At 64.4% G+C, this 18817-nt stretch carries 15 protein-coding genes; 12 read left to right on the top strand and 3 right to left on the bottom strand.

Annotated elements, in window-relative coordinates; all coding sequences use genetic code 11:
• Window positions 1–82: 82 nt before the first annotated feature.
• From GJ699_RS28320 to GJ699_RS28305, 4 genes are read left to right on the top strand one after another with little or no spacing between them, the layout of a single operon-like run.
• On the top strand, window positions 83–1621 hold the full coding sequence (locus GJ699_RS28320) for a tryptophan halogenase family protein (RefSeq protein ID WP_154382773.1): 1539 nt from the start codon (window positions 83–85) through the stop codon (window positions 1619–1621).
• 16 nt (window positions 1622–1637) lie between these two features.
• Window positions 1638–2342: a SapC family protein gene (locus tag GJ699_RS28315; protein ID WP_154382772.1), complete on the top strand. Its 705-nt coding sequence runs from the start codon at window positions 1638–1640 to the stop codon at window positions 2340–2342.
• A complete protein-coding gene (locus tag GJ699_RS28310) occupies window positions 2335–3339 on the top strand; it encodes a cupin-like domain-containing protein (RefSeq protein ID WP_154382771.1) in 1005 nt (334 codons plus the stop codon). The genes GJ699_RS28315 and GJ699_RS28310 overlap by 8 nt, the downstream gene beginning before the upstream one ends.
• 10 nt (window positions 3340–3349) lie before the next feature.
• Window positions 3350–4864, top strand: coding sequence for a tryptophan halogenase family protein (locus GJ699_RS28305; RefSeq protein ID WP_154382770.1), 1515 nt, complete (start codon window positions 3350–3352; stop codon window positions 4862–4864).
• Window positions 4865–5221: 357 nt separating this feature from the next.
• On the opposite strand, the gene GJ699_RS34805 is transcribed toward GJ699_RS28305, so the two are convergent.
• Entirely contained in the window at window positions 5222–5581 is a 360-nt protein-coding gene (locus tag GJ699_RS34805) for a DUF3800 domain-containing protein (RefSeq protein ID WP_371867695.1), read from the bottom strand.
• Window positions 5582–6036: 455 nt separating this feature from the next.
• Here GJ699_RS34805 and GJ699_RS28295 point away from each other — a divergent pair, with 455 nt between their 5' ends.
• Both GJ699_RS28295 and GJ699_RS28290 read left to right on the top strand, forming a co-directional pair.
• Complete coding sequence (locus GJ699_RS28295; RefSeq protein WP_229262337.1) at window positions 6037–6480, top strand: hypothetical protein; 444 nt, start codon at window positions 6037–6039, stop codon at window positions 6478–6480.
• Between the two features lie 29 nt (window positions 6481–6509).
• Window positions 6510–7037, top strand: a complete 528-nt coding sequence (locus GJ699_RS28290; protein ID WP_154382769.1) for a hypothetical protein — start codon at window positions 6510–6512, stop codon at window positions 7035–7037.
• 4 nt (window positions 7038–7041) lie between these two features.
• Here GJ699_RS28290 and GJ699_RS28285 read toward each other — a convergent pair whose 3' ends face one another.
• A complete protein-coding gene (locus GJ699_RS28285; RefSeq protein ID WP_154382768.1) occupies window positions 7042–7935 on the bottom strand; it encodes a LysR family transcriptional regulator in 894 nt (297 codons plus the stop codon).
• Window positions 7936–8041: 106 nt separating this feature from the next.
• Here GJ699_RS28285 and GJ699_RS28280 point away from each other — a divergent pair, with 106 nt between their 5' ends.
• Window positions 8042–8785, top strand: coding sequence for an SDR family oxidoreductase (locus tag GJ699_RS28280; RefSeq protein ID WP_154382767.1), 744 nt, complete (start codon window positions 8042–8044; stop codon window positions 8783–8785).
• 12 nt (window positions 8786–8797) lie between these two features.
• Here GJ699_RS28280 and GJ699_RS28275 read toward each other — a convergent pair whose 3' ends face one another.
• The gene (locus GJ699_RS28275; protein ID WP_229262336.1) at window positions 8798–9316 is read right to left on the bottom strand and encodes a superoxide dismutase family protein; all 519 of its coding nucleotides are present in this window, start codon (window positions 9314–9316) and stop codon (window positions 8798–8800) included.
• Between the two features lie 201 nt (window positions 9317–9517).
• On the opposite strand from GJ699_RS28275, the gene pulA reads away from it, so the two are divergent.
• The 5 genes from pulA (at window position 9518) to GJ699_RS28250 (ending at window position 18797) form a co-directional block, all read left to right on the top strand.
• Entirely contained in the window at window positions 9518–12649 is a 3132-nt protein-coding gene (gene pulA / locus GJ699_RS28270) for a pullulanase-type alpha-1,6-glucosidase (RefSeq protein WP_229262335.1), read from the top strand.
• Between the two features lie 111 nt (window positions 12650–12760).
• Window positions 12761–13051: a PsiF family protein gene (locus GJ699_RS28265; RefSeq protein ID WP_154382765.1), complete on the top strand. Its 291-nt coding sequence runs from the start codon at window positions 12761–12763 to the stop codon at window positions 13049–13051.
• 204 nt (window positions 13052–13255) lie between these two features.
• A complete protein-coding gene (locus tag GJ699_RS28260; protein WP_229262334.1) occupies window positions 13256–15712 on the top strand; it encodes a chemotaxis protein CheW in 2457 nt (818 codons plus the stop codon).
• A gap of 112 nt (window positions 15713–15824) precedes the next feature.
• Window positions 15825–16460 carry a GIN domain-containing protein gene (locus tag GJ699_RS28255; RefSeq protein WP_154382762.1) on the top strand — a complete coding sequence of 212 codons (636 nt, stop codon included), beginning with the start codon at window positions 15825–15827 and terminating at the stop codon, window positions 16458–16460.
• A gap of 81 nt (window positions 16461–16541) precedes the next feature.
• The gene (locus GJ699_RS28250; protein WP_371867694.1) at window positions 16542–18797 is read left to right on the top strand and encodes a putative bifunctional diguanylate cyclase/phosphodiesterase; all 2256 of its coding nucleotides are present in this window, start codon (window positions 16542–16544) and stop codon (window positions 18795–18797) included.
• The last annotated feature ends 20 nt before the right edge of the window (window positions 18798–18817 follow it).

The raw sequence follows: 18817 nt of genomic DNA, 5'->3' as shown, positions 1-18817 counted from the left end.
AAAAGCCGCTGTTTTACAGCGGCTTTTCGCGCATTTTTAGGTTACACTTTCTGCAACTCATTACATAACAAAAAGGGAGACCATGCTGCGACGGATTGTGATCGTCGGCGGCGGTTCGGCCGGCTGGCTGACAGCAGGGCTGATCGCGGCCGAGCACCGCGCGCGCGCGGCGGACGGCTTGCAAGTCACGCTGATCGAATCGCCCGACGTGCCGGCCATCGGCGTCGGCGAAGGCACTTGGCCCAGCATGCGCGATACGCTGCGCCGCATCGGCGTGTCGGAGGCGGATTTCTTCCGTCAGTGCGACGCGTCGTTCAAGCAGGGCTCGCGCTTCAACCGCTGGGTCGATGGCGGCGATGAGGATTATTACTTCCATCCGTTTTCGCTGCCGCAGGGCTTTGGCGAGATCAATCTGCCGGAGCAGTGGCAGGCGCTGGGTGGCGGCATTCCGTTTGCCGACCTGGTCAGCCATCAGCCGCATCTGTGCGTGCAGGGCCGCGCGCCCAAGCAGGCGCAGACGCCGGAGTTCGCGGCCGTGGCCAATTATGGCTATCACCTCGACGCCGGCAAATTCGGCGCTTTCCTGCGCCAGCATTGCCTGGAAAAACTGGGCGTGCAATATGTGCCGGACCATGTGGTGGCGATCAACCCGGCACCGGATGGCGATATCGCTTCCCTGCAGACGCAAAAGCATGGCGCGCTGGAAGGCGATCTGTTCATCGATTGCACCGGCCTGCAGTCGCTGTTGCTGGGCAAGCACTATGGCGTGCCGCTGATCGAGCAACAGCATGTGCTGTACAACGATAGCGCACTGGCGGTGCAACTGCCCTACCCCGCCGACGATTATCCGATCGCCTCGCAAACCTCGTCCACCGCGCAGAGCGCCGGCTGGATCTGGGACATCGGGCTGCCGACGCGGCGCGGCGTTGGCCATGTCTATGCCAGCCGCTACATCAGCGACGACCAGGCCGAGGCCGAACTGCGCGCCTACATCGCGCAGACCGGCGGACCGGCAGCGGCCGAGATTCCAACGCCGCGCAAGCTGAGCTTCCAGCCCGGCTATCGGGAAAAATTCTGGCACCGCAACTGCGTGGCGATCGGGCTGTCGGCCGGCTTCATCGAGCCGCTGGAGGCGTCGGCGCTGGCCATTGTCGAGATGTCGGCCGCGATGCTGAGCGAGGACATGCCGGCCACGCGCGCGGCGATGGACATCGTCGCCAAGCGCTTCAACGAAGCCTTCACCTACCGCTGGGAACGGGTGATCGATTTCCTCAAGCTGCACTACGTGCTGAGCCGGCGGCGCGACACGCCCTACTGGCGCGACAACACCGCCGAGGTGCCGGCGCGGCTGGCCGAGCTGCTGACCTTGTGGCAGCACCGGGCGCCGTCGCGCAGCGATTTTTATCGCATCGAGGAAGTGTTCCCGTGGGCCAGCTATCAGTACATCCTGTACGGCATGGGCTTCCGCAGCGATTTCAGCCGCGCGCCCCGGCCGCACGAGGCCGGCGCCGCCGACGCCTATTTCCGCGAGGCCGCCAGCCTGACCCAGAAGATGCTGGGCGGGCTGCCGGACAACCGCACGCTCATTCACCACATCAAGCATCACGGCTTGCCACAATAACGAGGGGACATCCACCATGCCTAACCCGGTTTTACTGAACAGCATCGAACACAAGGATTTGCGCATCATCACCAATCGCGGCGCCGAATGGGGCGACCAGCTGGCTTGGGTCACCACCTTCCCGGCCGAGTTCCGCGACGTGCAGGCGTGCTACCCGATCGTATTCCGCCAGACCACCGACGGCCTGGGCTTCGAGCCGATCGCGATGCTCGGTCTGGTCGAGAACGAGAACCTGTTCCTCAAGGGCGACCGCTGGGACGCGCCGTATGTGCCAATGCTGGTGGAGCGCCAGCCGTTCCTGATCGGCGTCAATGGCAGCGAGCTGATGGTGCATGTCGACCTCGATCATCCACGCGTCAGTCAGCAGAGCGGCGAGGCGGTATTCAAGCCGCACGGCGGCCATACCGAATTCCTGGAGCGCGTCAATTCGCTGCTGTCGGCGATCCACCAGGGCATGCAGCAGTTGCCGGATTTCCTGACCGCGCTGCTGCAAAACGAATTGTTGGAAAGCTTTGCTCTGGAAGTGGAATTGAACGATGGCTCGCAAAACCGGCTGTCCGGTTTCTACACCATCAACGAGGACCGGCTGCAGGCGCTGAGCGGCGAAGTGGTGGCGCAGCTGCACGCGGCCGGCCATCTGCGCAGCATTTACATGGTGCTGGCCTCGCTGTCCAACTTCCGCATGCTGATCGACCGTAAGAACGCGCTGCTGTATGTCTGAAACGATGCGCGAAATCAGCGGCATCGGCCCGCAGGGGCTGAGCGATGAGCTGCTGACCGCCACCCAGCCGCTGGTGCTGCGCGGGCTGGCGGCCAGCTGGCCGATGGTGGACGCGGCGCTGACTTCGGACCGCGCCGGCCTCGACTACCTGCGCCGCCATGACCAGGGCGCGACGGTGGGCGCGATGCTGGGGCCGCGCGAGGCCGGCGGCCGCTTCTTCTACAACGCCGATTTCAACGGCTTCAACTTCCAGCCGGTGCACGCCAAGCTGAGCGGCGTGCTGGACGAGATCGAGGGCAAGCTGGCGCTGGACCCGGCGCCCACCGTGTATGTCGGCTCGACCACGGTGGATACCTGCCTGCCCGGCTTCCGCGCCGCCAACGATCTGGATCTGGGCGGACGCGATGCGCTGGCCAGCATCTGGATCGGCAACCGCACCCGCATCGCCGCCCATTACGATGTGCCGGACAATGTGGCGGTGGTGGCGGCCGGACGGCGCCGCTTCACGCTGTTCCCGCCGGAGCAGCTGTCCAATCTGTATGTCGGGCCGATCGACTTCACGCCGGCCGGCCAGGCCATCAGCCTGGTGGATTTTGCGGCGCCGGACTTGGTGCGCTATCCGAAATTTGCCGAGGCGATGCGACACGCCCAGGTGGCCGAGCTGGGGCCGGGCGACGCCATCTTCATTCCCAGCATGTGGTGGCATCACATCGAGGCGCTGGCGCCGTTCAATGTGCTGGTCAATTACTGGTGGCGGCAATCGCCCGATTACATGGATACGCCGACCGGCGCGCTGATGGCGGCGCTGCTGACCATGCGCGAACTGCCGCCGGCGCAGCGACAGGCGTGGCAGGAAATTTTCCGTCACTACGTGTTTGAGGCCGACGCAGAAACGGCCGCTCATATCCCGCCGCACGCGCGCGGCGTGCTGTCGCCGCTGACGGCCGACGGTGCGCGTGCGCTGCGCGGCCATCTGCTGAAAAAACTGAATCGCTAAAGGAGACCCTATGCGCGACACCAATCATCGCCAACCGGTACGCCGGATTGTCATCTGTGGCGGCGGCACCGCCGGCTGGATGGCCGCCGCCGCCATTTCCAAGGTGCTGGGCAAGCTGCTCGACATCAAGCTGATCGAGTCGGAGGAAATCGGCACGGTCGGCGTCGGCGAGGCCACGATTCCGACGCTGACCAACTTCCACAATGTGCTGGAGATTAACGAGCAGGAATTCATGGCCGAGACTCAGGCCACTTTCAAGCTGGGCATCAGCTTCGAGGGCTGGCGCAACGTGGGCGAGAATTACATTCACTCGTTCGGCACCACCGGGGTCGATCACTGGACGGCCGGTTTCCAGCACTTCTGGCACAGCGGCGTGCAGCGCGGGCTGGCCGGCGATTATGGCGACTACTGCCTGGAACTGAAGGCGTCGCAGGAAAACCGCTTCGCGCATCTGCCCAACAATGGCATGAACTACGCTTACCATCTGGACGCGTCGCGCTATGCCAAGTATCTGCGGCGGCTGAGCGAGCCGCGCGGCGTGCAGCGCATCGAGGGCAAGATCGTGCGCTTCAGCAAGCATGAGAATGGCGATGTGCGCTCGGTGGTGCTGGCGTCCGGGCAGGAAATCGAGGGCGATATGTTCATCGACTGCACCGGCTTCCGCGCGCTGCTGATCGGCGAGGCGATGGACGAGCCGGTGACCGACTGGTCGGAATGGCTGTTCTGCGATCGCGCGATCGCGGTGCAGACCGAGGCGGTGGGTGCGCCGGTGCCGCTGACGCGCTCGATGGCGCATCAGGCTGGCTGGCAGTGGCGGATTCCGCTGCAGCACCGGGTCGGCAATGGGATTGTGTTCTCCAGCCGTCATCTGGATGAGGAGACGGCGGCGCGGCAGCTGATGGCGAATGTCGAGGGCCGCGCGCTGATCGAGCCACGCGTGATCAAGTTCAAGCCTTGCCAACGGCGCCAGACGTGGAAGGGCAATGTGGTTGGGATCGGCCTGTCCAGCGGCTTCCTGGAGCCGATCGAGTCGACCAGCATTCACCTGATCCAGCGCAGCGTAATCCGGCTGATGCAGATGTTCCCGTCGGATGGCATTCAGCAGGCCGACATCGACGAGTACAACGCGCAGTGCAACAGCGAGATCGATCACATCCGCGATTTCATCATCCTGCACTATCACGTCAATAACCGCACCGATTCGCAGTTCTGGATCGATGCGCGCGAGATGAGCATTCCGGATTCGCTGCGTCACCGCATTGAATTGTTCCGCGAGACCGGGCGCGTGTTCCGCATTCCGAATGAACTGTTTGCGGAGAATTCGTGGATCCAGGTAATGCTGGGCCAGGGCATGATGCCGAAGTCGCACCACCAGACGGCAGACCTGATGGGCGATGAGGAGTTGAAGGCTTTCCTCGGCGGCATCAAGAGCCGCATCGACCGCACCGTGGTGCAGCTGCCGACGCATCAAGCCTACGTCGAACGCTACTGCGGCCGCCCGGACCGGGGCGCGCGGGCGGCGTAAGGATAGGCTTTTTGTGCTACCATGATTTCAAGTGGACTGGGAGTTCCCGGTCGGCGTTAATGCCTCGATGATTTCATCGGGGCTTTTCGCTTTCTTGGGTTGGGTAAATCGTCAGCCCCGTGTATCCGTCGTTCCCGCAGGCTGCAGCTTGCCCAGCCGATTCGCTCCCTCGCACAGTTTACGAAATTCGAACGCCAGCTGTCGGTCCTCTTTTCTTCCTCGGCATTCGACCAACACGTGCGTTGTCGCTTCGAGCTCGCCTTTCTCACCCAGCAATGCATAGAGGGCTTCAAGACAAAATCCCAAAGCGAGATGATACGGATTCGGTGGTAGCTCAGTCTCGCAACCAAGCCGCATCTAGTCGACAACGCACGCAATCAAGGTGAATTTGCTCGCATCGATAATCTCGGTGAGTTCCGCGATAAAGCGCTCTTTGTGCTCACGGTTGTGAAAAAAGGAAAAGCATCCCTTTTCCTTGCGAATGTCCGTCTCGTGCAACACAACTGAACTGTGCCCGAAGTGCCTGAACTTAAACTTTTCGACCGCAGGCGCGACTATCTCCGCGTAATGATGTTTATCGAAAACACAGAATGCCAGCACAAACACGGGATAGCTCTGGTCCAAGGGTGCCATGCCATGATCACCGCTCTCGTCAACATAGACAATGAAATTACTGAACCTTGAAGGTGACGGCTCGTTCGCTGTATCGATCTTCACTGTCGCCACCCAGGCAGATATCAAGATCAAACAAGCATACGCCACGTCACAAGCAACCTATTGATTGAACACTAGCTTACCGCGTTGCCGGTCACCGCTGCTCGTGTCTGCCGGGCCAGTTCAAGACACAGCCGGTGTACCACTGGGGATTTGACGCTGGCTGATCAGGAGGAGCGGGGTATCGGTGTCTACCTGCGCGGTCACTGTGGATTTCCTTCTATTTTTTCCTCTGCTTTCCCCTATTTCCCCCTGCTTTCCCCTGCAAAGTCAAAGCAGGAGAAAATTGAGAAAAGCAGGAGAAAATAGAAGTAAAAGTAGAGGGTTTGCCACAGGCGCCGGGGCACGACACCCCCTACCCTACATGGCTGGAGTAATTATCAAAAAGAGTTGATTAATTTGCAGTTAGTGACGGGAAGGCATATAATATTTCCCCTCATTAACTCTTGAAAGACTCTATGCTGAAACGCCTTTCCGGCATGCTCGCACTCCTGTGCGCCATGTCTCTGATGACCGGTTGCGCGGTCAACCGCGCCAGCGCTTCGCTGACGCCAGGCACCGACCTGAGCAAGGTTAAAACCGCCTACGTGGTGAAGTTCGACAAAGACGTCCACGACGTCAACAACATCATTGCCAAGAAGCTGGAAAGCAAGGGCTACCAGGTCACCACCGGCCCGGAACTGCCGCCGCCATACAAAGCCGACGTGGCCGTCACCTACACCGACAAATGGATGTGGGACATCACCATGTACATGATCGAGCTGACCGTCAACTTCCGCGATCCGAAGACCAACTTCCCTATCGCCACCGGCAATTCGCTGCACACCTCGCTGACCCGCAAGTCGCCTGAGGAAATGGCGGACGAAGTACTGAGCAACATCCTCGCAGCACCAAAACAATAACCATACTTACACCACACAGGGATTTCACCATGAGCAAATTACGCAATCTGCTGGCCGTACCAGTGGCCGCACTGATCGTCACGCTGACCGGCTGCGCCGCCATCACGCCACAGGAATACACCCCAGCCCCAGTCCAGCTGGCCAAACAGCACCCGCAGACCGTCAGCGTTAGCGTACAGGCCAAAGACATGGGTGACGCCGAGCGCACCAAAACCGAGTCAGCCAATATGACCGCCGCGCTGAGCGATGCCATCACCGCCTCCAAAGCCTTCTCCGGCGTGCTGAAAGAAGGCGGCGACTACAAGCTGACCGTGCAGGTGTTCAATCAGACCGTGCCGGTGATGGGCTTCTCCATGAGCACGACGCTGGAAATGGGCTGGACGCTGACCCGCAAGGACACCGGCGCCGTGGTCTGGCAGGAATCGATCAAGACCGAACACACGACCGGCGCCACCGAAGCCTTTTCCGGCGCCGAACGCGTAAAGATGGCAATCAGCGCCTCCGTCAAGAAAAACTATGTTGAAGGTCTGAAACGCATCGCAGCGCTGCAGCTGTAAGCCGCTAGCGTTCGCTCAAGCCCGCCACCAGCTGGTCGAACACCAGCCGGATGCGGGTTGGCACCGGGCCGCGCTGGGGTCGGTAGATGTAGATGTCCCAGGGCTCGGGCTGCAGCTTTTGCAGCACCGGCAGCAATCGCCCGCTGGCGATGTGCTCGTCGGCCATGAAGCCGGGCAGTTGGCCGAAGCCGATGCCGGCCAGGATGGCGTCAAATTCGGCTTCCGATTCGCTGCTGAGAAAACGCGGGTTCAACGGCGAGATGGTCTGGCCGCCGGCGAAGTACCACGGCCACGCGCGGCCGGTGCTGTGGTCGCGCAGCGAGGTGGTGGGCAAGTCATGCAGCTGCTCGATGCTCTTCGGCTTGCCATGCAGCGCGATCAACTCGGGCGTGCCGACGGTGCGGAACGGCGGCGAGGCCACCCGCCGCGCCACGTAGCGGCTGTCGCGCAGCGAGCCGTAACGCACACCGATGTCGATCCGTTCGTCCACCACATCCGTATGGGTGTCGCTGAACTGGACGTCAAAGCGCAGCAGCGGATATTGCCGGCTGAGCGTGGTCAGCACCGGCATGATCAGACGTCGCCCCAAGCCGACCGGCGCGGTCAGCCGCACCACGCCTTCCGGCTGTGACGGCGCCGCCTTTTCCACTGGCTGAAACAGCGCGTCGATGCCGGCCACGCTGTCGCGCGCCTGCGCCGCCAGCCGTTCGCCGTAACCGGTGATCTGGATGCCACTGGTATTGCGGTGAAATAGCAGCTCGCCCTGCGCCGCTTCCAGATCCTGCACCGCGCGCGTCACCGCTTGCGGCGAGATGCCGAGCCGCACGGCCGCTTCCTTGAAGCTGGGCGCTTCCGCCGCCGCCACGAAGATGCGCAGCATTTCCAATCGATTGAGCATGTTGAGAATTCCAGAAAATGGAATTCTCAAATCATATCATTTCCATTTATTCGCATAGTCACCCTGCCTATACTGGACTCATCAACCAACCACAAGGAGTCCTGACATGAGCAACAACATCGAAAACAAAGTCGTCGTCATCACCGGTGCCAGCAGCGGTCTGGGCGAAGCCACCGCGCGTCATCTGGCCGCGCGCGGCGCCGCCGTGGTGCTGGGTGCGCGCCGCACCGACAAGCTGGAACAGATCGCCGCCGAGATCCGCGCCGCCGGCGGCCGCGCCGAGGTGGTGCAGACCGACGTCACCAGCCGCGAGCAGGTGCAGGCGCTGATCGACACCGGGGTGCGCGTATTCGGCCGCGTCGACGTGCTGGTCAACAACGCCGGCCTGATGGCGATCGCGCCGCTGGACGAAACCAAGGTGGAGGAATGGGATCGCATGATCGACATCAACGTCAAGGGCGTGCTGTACGGTGTCGCCGCCGCGCTGCCCTTGTTCCGCAAGCAGAATAGCGGCCACTTCATCAACATCGCCTCGGTGGCGGGCGTGAAGGTGTTCAGCCCTGGCGGCACGGTGTACAGCGGCACCAAGTTCGCGGTGCGGGCGATTTCGGAAGGCTTGCGCCATGAAGTGGGCGGCAGCATCCGCACCACCACCATCGAACCGGGCGCGGTCGATTCGGAACTCAAGCTGGGCAGCTCGCACACGCAAAGCGCCCAGTTTGTGCAGGACTTCTACCGTCAGGCGATTCCGGCCGACTCGGTGGCGCGCGCGATCGCTTACGCGATCGAGCAGCCGGCCGACGTCGACATCAACGAAATCGTGCTGCGCCCGACGGTGCAGGAGTTCTAAAGCTAACCTGTCTTACTTGGCCACGACCACGCCGCAGGCCAGGCGCTTGCCGGAGTTGCCGGTTGGCTGGGTGACGAAGTCGTCGGCATCGGCGTGAACGATAACGCCACGGCCGACGACGTTGCCGGCGGCGCCGTCATCCAGCGAGATTTCGCTGGTCGGCACGCTCAGGTGCAAGGTGGCCTTGCCGCTGGCGTCGGCGGTGAGGTTGCCGAAGTCGCCGCCGTGGTGGGCGCCGGCCGTCGGCGCGCCATGCTGGTGGCCGGCCGGGTTGAAGTGGCCGCCGGCGCTGGTGCCGTCCGGCGCGCTGCAATCACCCTTTTCATGCAGGTGGAAGCCGTGCACGCCCGGCGCCAGCCCCTGTATCTCGGCGTCGATCTGCAGCTTGCCGGCCTGCTGCGTGAAACGCACGCTGCCGGTGACATTGTTGCCCTGGGTAGGTTTCAGTTCAGCCACGGCGCTGGTGGTGGCGGCTTGGGCGGCGCCAGCGGCAAACAGCAGGGCGACGGACAGGGTAGCGAGACGCATCATGGGGGTTCTCCATCAAATGAATTGTGCCGCTATTGTCACACCGCTTGTGCCTAGCGCGCCACACTCTAACCAAATTTTTATCATTTCCGGATTTTTGAAGTAGTAATATTACAGACCCATCCAGTCCACAGACGATTGGAGGTAAAAATCACTACAACAACGGAGATGAGCATGAGACCAAACTGTAGTTTTGTTTCAACTATGAAGTTTATGCTGGCCGTGGCCGCGCTGACCAGCCTGGCCGCCTGTGGCGGTGGCGGCAGCGACACGGACGCCGCCACGCCAACACCCAAGGCCAGTACGCTGGCGGCGGTCAGCCTGCAGGGCAGCGTCAGCGCACTGGCCGCGACGCCGGTGGCAGCCGGTAATATCCGCATGCACTATCACCGCGCCCAGGGCGATACCGCGCAATGGGGCGTGTACTCGTGGGACGGTCCTGTCACGCCCAGCTCGGCGTGGATTACCGACCGCTTCATGATGACCCAGAGCGACAGCTTTGGCGGCTATGTCGACATCCCCATCAACACCAGCAAGTCGGCGATCTGGTTCCTGGTTACCGACGGCAGCGGCAACAAAAATTGCGGCAACGACCAGTCGGCCACCTTCAACAGCTATATCGCCACCGCCGGCCAGGAAATCTGGATGCTGGAAGGCGATTGCACCGTCTACAACAGCCAGCCGGCCATCAGCTACGGCAATCTCAACAACGCCAGCGCGCACTGGCTGGACAACGCCACCCTGGCCTGGCCTGGCGTGCCGGCCAGCGGCGCCAGCTACCGGCTGTACTACGCCGCCAATGGCGGCCTGGGCTCGGCGCCGGAGGGCGTGACCGGCGCCGACGGCAGCATCGCGCTGAGCGCCAGCGCCACGCTGCCGGCCGCGCTGCTGACCAAGTATCCGCACCTGGCCGGCGCCACCGCGCTCAGCATGTCGTCGAGCGACGCCGCCACCATCGCCGCCAAGGCCAGCAACCAGTTCGCGGTCGCGCAGTTCAACGCCAGCGGCCAGATCGTGCAAGTGACGTCGCTGCAGATCGCCGGCATGCTGGACAGCGTGTTCGCATCCAGCGCCGCCAGCGCCACACTGGGCCTGAGCTTTGAGCGCAATGGCGCTCCCACCTTCCGCCTGTGGGCGCCAACCGCCAAGTCGGTCAGCCTCAGCCTGTATCCGGATGCCAGCAGCGCCAGCACCGTCACCCGCGCGATGACAAAGAACGCCGCCAGCGGCGTGTGGAGCTACACCGCGCCCGACGCCAGCTGGATCAACCGCTACTACTACACCTACAACGTGCAAGTGCTGTCGCGCTGGGCCGGCAACACGCTGGTCAACAACAGCGTCACCGATCCCTACTCGCTGAGCCTGAACGCCAACAGCCAGCGCAGCTTCGTCGCCAACCTCGACAGCCGCGCGCTGAAGCCGGACGGCTGGGACTATCACAACGTGCCACGGCTGGCCTACCCGACCGACATCGCGCTGTACGAGTTGCACATCCGCGACTTCAGCGCCAGCGACGCCAGCGTGCCGAGCGCGCACCGCGGCAAATACCTGGCCTTCACCGATCGCGGCTCGAATGGCATGCGCCACCTGCGCGGCTTGCAGCAGGCCGGCCTGACCCACGTGCATTTGCTGCCGACGTTTGACATCGCCAGCGTCAACGAAACCGGCTGCGTCACCCCCACCATTCCGAACGGCGCCGCCAACGGCACCGAGCAGCAGGCGGCGGTGGAAGCCGCGCGCGGCACCGACTGCTTCAACTGGGGCTACGATCCGGTCCACTACACGGCGCCGGAAGGCAGTTACGCCAGCAACGCCAACGACGGCGCGCTGCGGGTGCGCGAATTCCGCGCCATGGTGCAGGGCCTGCACGAGCAAGGGCTGCGGGTGGTGATGGACGTGGTCTACAACCACACCAGCGCCTCGCAACAGGGCGCGCTGTCGGTGCTGGACAAGATCGTGCCGACCTACTACTACCGCCTCAACGCCGGCGGCAGCATCACCAACGACAGCTGCTGCGCCGACACCGCGTCGGAAAACACCATGATGGCCAAGCTGATGATCGACTCCACCAGCACCTGGGCGCGCGACTACAAGGTCGACGGCTTCCGCTTCGACATCATGGGCTTCACGCCGCTGGCGGTGATGAAACAGCTGCAGACGGCGGTCAACCAGGCCGCCGGGCGCGACATCTATCTGTACGGCGAAGCCTGGAATTTCGGCACCGTCGCCAACGACGCCCGCTTCGTGCAGGCGCGCCAGGCCAATATGTTTGGCAGCGGCATCGGCTCGTTCAACGACCGCATCCGCGACACCATGCGCGGCGGCGGTTGCTGCGACAGCGGCGACGCGCTGCTGACGCAACAGGGCCTGGTCAACGGCGTCTACAGCGCCCCCAACGGCTATTCGACGCAGACCCGCGACGACTTGCTGCGCCTGGGCGACCTGGCCAAGGTGGCGCTGTCCGGCACCTTGCGCGACTACAGCTTCACCGACCGCGCCGGCGTGCTGCGCAAGAACAGCGAGATCGATTACTTTGGCCAGCAGGCCGGCTTTGCCGCCCAGCCGTCCGAGACCATCAACTACATCGAGGCGCACGACAACCAGACCCTGTTCGACATCAACGCCTTCAAGCTGGCGCCGACCACCAGCCTGAGCGACCGGGTGCGGATGCAAAACCTCGGCGCCGCCTTCACCATCCTGTCGCAGGGCGTGCCCTTCCTGCACGCCGGCCAGGAAATCCTGCGCTCCAAATCGCTGGACCGCGACAGCTATGATTCGGGCGACTGGTTCAACAAGCTCGACTACAGCTACCAGGCCAACAACTTCGGCGTCGGCCTGCCGCTGGCGGCGGTCAACCAGAGCAACTGGTCGCTGATGTCGCCTATCCTGGCTAACCCGCTGATCGCGCCCGACAGCAGCGCCATCGTCAGCGCCCGCAACGCGGTGCAGGACTTGCTGGAGATCCGCCAGGACAGCAGCCTGTTCCGCCTGCGCACCGCGCAGGACGTCAGCGAGCGGCTGCGCTTCCACAACACCGGCGCCGCCCAGGTGCCCGGCGTGATCGCGCTCAGCATCGACGGCCAGCATCCGCGCCGCTACGCCGACGCCCGCTACAAGTCGGTGGTGACGCTGTTCAACGTCACGCCGACCACGCAAACGGTGACGCTGCCGGAACTGGCCGGCCGCGCGCTGCGCCTCCATCCGGTGCAGCGCCAGTCGGCCGACGCGCTGGCGCGCGGCGCCAGCTATGTCAGCGCCAGCGGCCGCTTCACGCTGCCGCCGCGCAGCACTGTGGTATTTGTGGAAAACGCCAGCCACAGCGCCGCCGACGATTGAGCCGGCGCAACCCCGCCCTGCCATTTCTGATTTGGAATGGCAGGGCGATGTCAGTTATAGTCGTTGGCGAGGCCAGCGTTCCGCGACGCCCACCACCGCGAGGAATTCCCGATGAAAAAACTGTTCATAGCCAGCCTGATGTTCGCGCTCGGCGGCGCCGCGTTTGCGGCCGAGCCAACCGCGCAGCAAAACAAGATGAAAACCTGTAATGCCGACGCTAGTGGCAAGAAAGGCGATGAACGCAAGGCTTTTATGAAGCAATGCCTGAGCGCCAAGCCAGCGGAGGCGGCCGCGCCCAAGCTGACCCAGCAAGAGAAAATGAAAAAATGTAACGCCGACGCCACCGGCAAAAAAGGCGACGAGCGCAAAGCCTTCATGAAAGAATGCCTGAGCAACAAATAAGTTCCACTCCCCAGCAACGCCATCCCACCGGATGGCGTTTTTTATTGGTATTGAGTATTGCCTTGGCACATTAATTGCTTAAAAACTACTTTTTTGTGTTCACCTACCCCCATGACCACACTTACCCAAGCGCACTCGGACATATTCCTACCCCACATGCCCGACGTCGCCCGCTGTGAACTCTCGCTGCGGGAACTGAATCAAATGTGGCGACTGATCGAGTCGTCCGCCAAAATGAATTGCCCGGCCGAGGCACGGCTGCTGCTGCCGGCCATGGTGGCCACCCGCACCGGTTTCGCGCACCTGGAACAGGCGCTGGTCGCCAATCTGGTGCAGGAAAAGGTACGCCACGTGCTGGCCGAACTGGGCACGCAGGCGCGCTACGCGATCGACATCCTGGTGCGCAATCTGTTCGAGCGCACCGCCGATGTCGGCTTCCTCGCCAGCGACGCCGAGCTATGCCGCTTTGTCGCCGGCCTCGACCAGGGAGACGGCGCGCGCGAGGCGGCGCGCCAGCGGCTGGCCGCCTACCGCGCGAAATACACGGTGTACGACGACATCCTGCTGCTCGACAGCGAGGGCCGGGTACTGGTGCAGGCCGACCCGTCCAGCGCCGACGCCCGCCCGCCGCTGACCTACAGCCGCGACCCGCTGCTGGCGCAGGCGCTGGCCGGCGACGGCTACCTGGAAGTGTTCCGTGCCACCGATCTGCGCCCCGGCAAGACGCGGGCGCTGGTGTACGCGCACCGCATGCTGCATCCGGACAGCGGCGCCCCGGCCGGCGTGCTGTGCCTGTGCTTCAACTTCGAACAGGAGATGGACGCCATCTTCGCCGCCTACCGCGATCCGTCGCAGCGCGCCAACATGCTGCTGCTGGACGCCGACGACCGCGTCATCAGCAGCGCCGACCCGCTGTGGATCCCGGCCGGAGTACGCGTGCCGACCAACGCCGACGGCCAGCCGCAACTGCTGATGTTCGGCGGCCGCGAATATCTGGTGCGCACCTTCAGCTCGGCCGGCTACCAGGGCTATCCCGGCCCGGCCGGCTGGAAGGCGCAGTTGATGATCCCGATCGACCTGGCGTTCCGCGCCAGCGGCGCGCAAGCGCTGGACACGGTCGAGCCGGCGCTGATGCAGGGACTGCTGTCGCACGCGCAAGCGTTCAGCCCCTCGCTGCACGAGCTGATGAGCTCAGTCACGCGCACCACCCGCACCATCGAGCGCATCGTCTGGAACGGCAAGGTCACCAGCGCCGCCAATGATGCCAATCACGCCGGCGGCGGCATCAACAAACTCAATACCGTGCTGGACCAGATCACCGAAACCGGCGAACGCAGCGATGCCCTGTTCTCGCACTCGATCCAGGATTTGTACCAGACCGTGCTGGCGTCCAGCATCAGCGAGGCCGAGCTGACCTCGCAACTGCTGGTCGACATGCTCGATCGCAATCTGTACGAGCGCGCCAACGATTGCCGCTGGTGGGCGCTGTCGGCCCAGCTGCGGCACGGGCTGGCGCAACCGTCGCCCGAGCAACTGGCCGCGATCGGCGCCGTACTGCGTCACATCAACAGCCTGTACACCGTGTACGCGCGGCTGTTCGTCTACGACCGCAGCGGCCGCATTGTCGCCTGCACCGGCGGCGACGAGCTGATCGGCCAGAGCGTGGACGCCGACACGCTGGGCCGGGTGCTGGCCTTGCGCAGCGAGCAGGACCACTATCCGCAACCGTTCGCGCCGTCGCCGTTCTATGCCGGCCAGCCGACCTATATCTACCACGCCGCGATCCGCCATCCCGAGCAGGGCGGCGTGGTGGGCGGCATCGGCGTGGTGTTCGACGCCCAGCCCGAGCTGCTCAACATGCTGCACAGCGGGGTCGCCGGCCGGGCCCAGATGCGCGCCTATTTCGTCACCCCGGACGGTAGCGTGCTGTCCAGCACCGACGCCGCCTGCGCCCCCGGCGACCGGCTGCGGCTGGACGGCGGCCTGCTGCAACAGGCCGCCGCCGGCGCGGTCGGCGCCCGCATCCTGCAGCACGACGGCCAGTACGTGATCGCGGCCTGCACCGGCGCCGCCGGCTACCGCGAATTCCGCGCCGCCGACGGCGTCGAACAGCCGGTGCTGGCGGTGCTGCTGCAAGCCTTCGGTCCGGTGCGCAACACGCTGCCGGCGCCGGCGGTGCGCATCGAACGGCTGCGCGACAGCGGTCCCGACTACGCGATCTTCTACGCCGGCCGCACCCTGATGGCGCTGCGCGCGGCCCACATCCAGGAAGCGCTGCCGTTCGCGCGGGTGCAGCGCACCAGCAGCGGTGGCGGCGCGGCCGGCATCGCGGCGGCGCGGCTGGGCATGCTGGACGTGGCGCCGGCCGGCGGCCGCCAGCCCTGCGTCTGGGTGTTCGACCTGGCGCTGCTGGCCAACGGTCAGCCCGGCCACATCAGCGACAACAGCCAGGTGATGCTGGTGCGCCACGGCGACAGCGTGATCGGCCTGCTGGTGGACGATCTGCACTCGGTGCAGCAGTTCGACAGCGCCGACCTCAGCGCCTCGCCGCTGGGGCTGGGCGACAGCGCGCTGGCGCCGCGCCTGATCCAGGCCAACCAGGGCCAGTTGCTGATCCAGGAAATCGACATCGAACGGCTGTTCGCCCGCTTGCGGGCGTAGCCGGCGCGCAACACCGGACGCGATTTCCACCGTTCGTCGCAAAGAAGTCGCGTCCGGCGCCAAGTTCAGTAAAATGCAAGATGAGGTTTTTAATAACGATAAAGGAATTCCCATGCGCCGTTCCGCCATCCTGTCCGCCCTGTCCGCCCTGTTCGCCCTGAGCACGCCACACGCCGCCGCCGCCGAGTCCGCGCGCGCGCTGCCCGGCTTCATCGCCATCAACGCCAAGGGTGCGTTCACGCTGACGGTGGAAGTCGGCCCGGCGCAGTCGGTCAAGCTCAGCGGCGAGGACAAGGCCGTGGCGGCGATCAAGACCGAGGTGGTGGCCAACGAGCTGCAAATCACGCTGCCGGAAAAAACCTTCTCGTCGAACAAGAGCACGCCCCACATCGCGATCACCTTGCCGTCGCTGAGCAGGGTCAAGGTCGAAGGCGCCGGCGAAACCCTGCTGCACAAGATCAATAGCGACCGCATCGACATCAGCTATGTCGGCGCCGGCCGCCTGGCGGCCGACGGCAAGACCCAGTATCTGCGCCTGAACGCCAAGGGCGTGGGCGAGGTCGACACCCGCAAGCTGCTGGCCGAACGGGTCGACGTCCAGTTCGAGGGCGTCGGCAATGTCAGCGTCTACGCCAGCGAGCTGCTGAACGCGGTGGCGCGCGGCATCGGCGGCGTCGACTACTACGGCCACCCGAAAACCGTCAACAAGAAGGCCGAAGGCATCGGCAACATCAAGGCCGCCGACTGACGTTGCCCCGGTGACACAAGGGGCGTTTGCGGGTAATATCAGTTTCATAAGTACCGCAACGTCCCCCTGGAGGTCTCCGCAGTGGCCAATGACATCGCCCACTGGCGCGCACTAATCTTTGCCAGATTGCTGCTGGTGGTGTTCCTGCTCGGCCTGGTCACGGCCGTGCCCAGCGCCTTGCTGGCCGCCAGCGAAGGCATGTGGTCGATCGCCGTGGTCGACACCGTGGCGCTGCTGTGGATCGGCGTGATCTGGCGCTGGCGCGCGCTGGCCTACACCGCGCGCGTGATCAACTTCCTGGCGGTGGCGTTCGTGGTCGGCATCGCGCTGTTGCTGAAGGTGGGGCCGGTCAGCCAGATTTACCTGATGGCGGTGCCGGTGCTGGCGGCGTTGCTGCTGGGCCTGCGCCCGGCGCTGTGGACGCTGCTGGCGGCCGGGCTGGCGGTGATGGTGCTGGGCTTTCAGGACAACGCCCAGCTGCACATGGCCGGCCTGCCCGACTACGCCTTTCTGCGCGCCGCCATCATCTCGATCAACTTCATGTTCATGACGGCGGTGCTGACGCTGTCGTGCGCGGTGCTGCTGCAGCACCTGGAACGCTCGTTCGACACCATGTCCGGCCTCAACGCCGAGCTGCGCCTGACCTCGGCCGCGCTGGCGCGCCTCAACGACATGGTGCTGATCGCCAAGGTCGACCAGCATGCCCAGCACATCATCTTCGTCAACGAGGCGTTCGAGCGCCGCACCGGCTACCGCCGCGACGAGGTGATCGGCCACGACCTGCGCTTGCTGCGCGGCCCCGACACCGACCCGGCGGTGATCGACGACATCGACAACGCCATGGCGCGCCAGGTGGCGGTGCGCGCCGAGCTGCTGAACTACACCAAGAGCGGCGAGGCCTACTGGGTCGAGACCGAGCTGGTGCCGCTGAACGACGCCGGCGGCGTCAACACCCACTGGGTGGCGGTCGAGCGCGACATCACCGAACGCCGCAAGTCGCAGGAAGACATCCACCGCCTGGCCTTCTATGACGTGCTGACCGGCCTGCCCAACCGCCGCCTGCTGATGGACCGCATCGACAAGCTGCTGGCCAGCTCGGCGCGCGGTGCCACCTACAGCGCCGTCATGTTCATCGACCTCGACCGCTTCAAGACCATCAACGACGCCCGCGGCCACGCCATTGGCGACGCATTATTGTGTAGCGCGGCCCAGCGCCTCAGCAAACTGATGCGCAAGGCCGACACCGTGGCGCGCATCGGCGGCGACGAATTCGTGGTACTGCTGGGCCATCTGGCGCACGAGCTGACCAGCGCCAGCCACGCCGCGCTGACGGTGGCCGAGAAAATCCGCGCCGCCATCGGCCAGGATTGCGAGATCGAGGGCCAGACCTACAATTCCACCGCCAGCATCGGCGTCACCCTGCTGCCCAAGCCGGACCAGCCCGAGCAAAGCGCGCACGACCTGCTGCGCGAGGCCGACACCGCGATGTACCGCGCCAAGTCCGACGGCCGCAACGGCATCGCCTTCTTTGAAAGCGCGATGCAGGCCGAGGTCGAGCGCCGGTTGTCGCTGGAGCACGACCTCGGCGCCGCGCTGGCCGGCGGCCAGCTGCAGATGCATGTGCAGGCCCAGGTCGACCGCGACGGCCGCGCGGTCGGCGGCGAGCTGCTGATGCGCTGGCCGCTGGCCGATGGCGCCATGGTGCCACCGTCGCTGTTCATCCCGGTGGCCGAGGAATCCGGCCTGATCGTCGAACTGGGCGCGTGGGCGCTGCGCCAGGCCTGCGCCGCCGTGCTGCAGTTGCAAGCGGCCGGGCTGGCGATGCCGCTGTCGGTCAACGTCAGCCCAACCCAGTTCCGCCAGGCCGACTTCGTCGACCAGGTGCGGCAGGTGCTGGCCGAGACCGGCGCGCCGCCGCAGTTGCTGGTGCTGGAAGTGACCGAGGGTCTGCTGATCGACAAGATGGACGACACCATCGCCCGCATGCACCAGCTGACCGCGCTCGGGCTGCGCTTCTCGATCGACGATTTCGGCACCGGTTATTCCAGCATGGCCTATCTGAAGAAAATGCCGCTGTATGAATTGAAGATCGACCGCAGCTTCATCATGGACACGCCGGACGACGCCAGCAGCCGCGCGCTGGTGCAATCGATCCTGGCCATGGCCGGCCATCTCGGCCTGCGGGTGGTGGCCGAAGGGGTGGAGACCACCGCCCAGGCCGAGTTCCTGATCGCCCACGATTGCGCCTGCATGCAGGGCTATCTGTTCGCGCGGCCGATGCCGCTGGCGGCACTGATTGACTGGTTACAAGGTAGTACGGCCGTGGCCGCCGCATAAGCCACCCAACCGCAAGGGAG

It is taken from the genome of Duganella guangzhouensis, from assembly GCF_009674535.1.
GTDB lineage: Bacteria > Pseudomonadota > Gammaproteobacteria > Burkholderiales > Burkholderiaceae_D > Rugamonas > Rugamonas guangzhouensis.
Note: the sequence above shows the minus strand (reverse complement) of the source record. Positions and strands in the feature narration are given on the sequence as shown.